General features: G+C 35.8%; 2 protein-coding genes. Both read left to right on the plus strand.

Annotated features, from left to right (window positions below):
- Positions 1-1,702, plus strand: a 1,702-nt coding sequence (locus E0H99_RS17090; RefSeq protein WP_131998513.1) for a gliding motility-associated C-terminal domain-containing protein, incomplete at its 5' end; no start/stop codon positions are given.
- Between the two features lie 159 nt (positions 1,703-1,861).
- The coding region (locus E0H99_RS17095) for a PorP/SprF family type IX secretion system membrane protein (RefSeq protein WP_131998516.1) at positions 1,862-2,213 on the plus strand (352 nt) is incomplete at its 3' end.

The following is a 2,213-nucleotide window of genomic DNA, read 5'->3' on the forward strand; positions in this document are numbered from 1 at the left end:
TGCGGATTCCTGTTCAACTCCGACCGTTGCTTTTGTTGGTGATGGCGATCCAGCTTTAGTTGGTTGTATTGAAACTACAATCAGAACATACAGTGTAACGGATGCGTGTGGAAACACAATCAATGTGACTCAAAATTTAATCAGAACGATTGATACAACGGCTCCTGTATTTGTTGAGACTCCACCAGCGAATGTAACTGTTCAATGTGGTGCTATTCCAACTGCTGCTACGTTAACCGCTACTGATAATTGTAGTGATGCTACTGTAACTTACAATCAAACAACTACTCCAGGATTATGTGCCGGTGCTTATACACTAACGCGTATTTGGACTGCGAAAGATGCTTGTGGTCTTACTACAACACATACTCAAATTGTAACTGTTGAAGATACAACGGCTCCTGTTTTTGTTGAAACTTTACCAGCGAATGTAACTGCTCAATGTAGTGCTATTCCAACTGCTGCTACGTTAACCGCTACTGATAATTGTGGTGATGCTACTGTAACTTACAATCAAACAACTACTCCAGGATTATGTACTGGTGCTTATACATTAACGCGTATTTGGACTGCGAAAGACGCTTGTGGTCTTACTACAACACATACTCAAATCGTTACTGTTGAAGATACAACGGCTCCTGTATTTGTTGAAACTATACCAGCAAATGTAACTGTTCAATGTGGCGTTATTCCAGCTGCTGCTACGTTAACCGCTACTGATAATTGTAGTGATGCTACTGTAACTTACAGTCAAACTACCACTTCAGGGTTATGTGCCGGATCTTATACACTAACGCGTACATGGACTGCTACTGATGTTTGTGGAAATAAATCAACAGCTTCACAAATAATTAATGTAATTGATACTACTGGTCCTACTACAACTACTGCGTTCAATTCAACAGTAAATGTTAATTGTAATGCAATTCCAGTAAAACCTGAACTTGTATTTATAGACAATTGTTCTGTTGTTACAACAGCCGTATATACAGAAACAATTATTAACAAAACTGATAATTCCTATTCAATTGTTAGAAAATGGTCTGTTGCAGATACTTGTGGAAATACATCTGAGTTTATTCAAAACATCAATGTTACTAATCCTAATAGTATTGTCATTATAAGCAGTTCAGTTTGTAATAGCGGAGAAATTACAACTGCCAATTTAAGAGAACTTTTACCTGTGGGTACACCTACAAATGGAATTTGGATAGATGTAAATAATTCTGGTTCATTACAAGGTGACATTCTTAATGCTTCGGGGCTTACTGGTGGAAATTATACATTTGAATATAAAATTAACAATGCTTGCTCAGAAACTATAAGAATTATAATGACTATAGATACTGATTGTGGCAGTATTGTATTAGCTTGTGGAACTGTATTGGTTCACAACGCTTTTTCTCCAAATGGAGATGGAATTAATGAGGTATTTGTAATTGACAATATTGATGATACTGTATGTTATCCAGACAACACTGTTGAAATTTATAACCGTTGGGGTGTATTGGTTTTTGAAACCAAAGGATATAACAATACCGATAAAGCCTTTAAAGGGTTCTCTGAAGGTAGAGCAACTATTAGTAAATCATCAGGATTACCAACCGGTACTTACTTTTACATCTTGAATTATACTTCGGTTGATAATGATGGAAAAATTATACTGAATAAAAAAGACGGGTATTTATACCTTACTAAATAATCAAATTTATACCTGAGGACAAAAAGTCCTCAGGTATAATAACGACAACAGCAATAGCCCTATTTCAACTAACTGATAACAGTTATCAAATTTATCAACTGACCTACCGAATTCTTACAAATGAATCCGATAGATAATTTAAAATAATAAACAGCTACTATGAAAACAAAATTATTCTCTTTCGTTTTGATGTTTACAGCCATAGTAAGTTTTGCGCAACAAGATGCGCAATTTACTCAGTATATGTACAACACCATAAATATTAATCCCGCTTATGCAGGATCTAGAGGTGCGTTAAGTATTTTTGCATTACACCGTACACAATGGGTAGGATTAGATGGTGCTCCGGTGACTAATGCCGTGTCTGTAAATACCCCCCTTAACGCAACTAATTTAGGATTGGGGGTATCAATTATAAATGATAAAATTGGGCCAACTAAAGAGAATACAATATCGGCTGATTTATCTTACACCGTTCCAACTTCTGAAACTTTTAAGCTATCTTTTGGTG

The organism is Flavobacterium sp. GT3P67 (assembly GCF_004349155.1).
GTDB classification, from domain to species: Bacteria; Bacteroidota; Bacteroidia; order Flavobacteriales; family Flavobacteriaceae; genus Flavobacterium; species Flavobacterium ranwuense.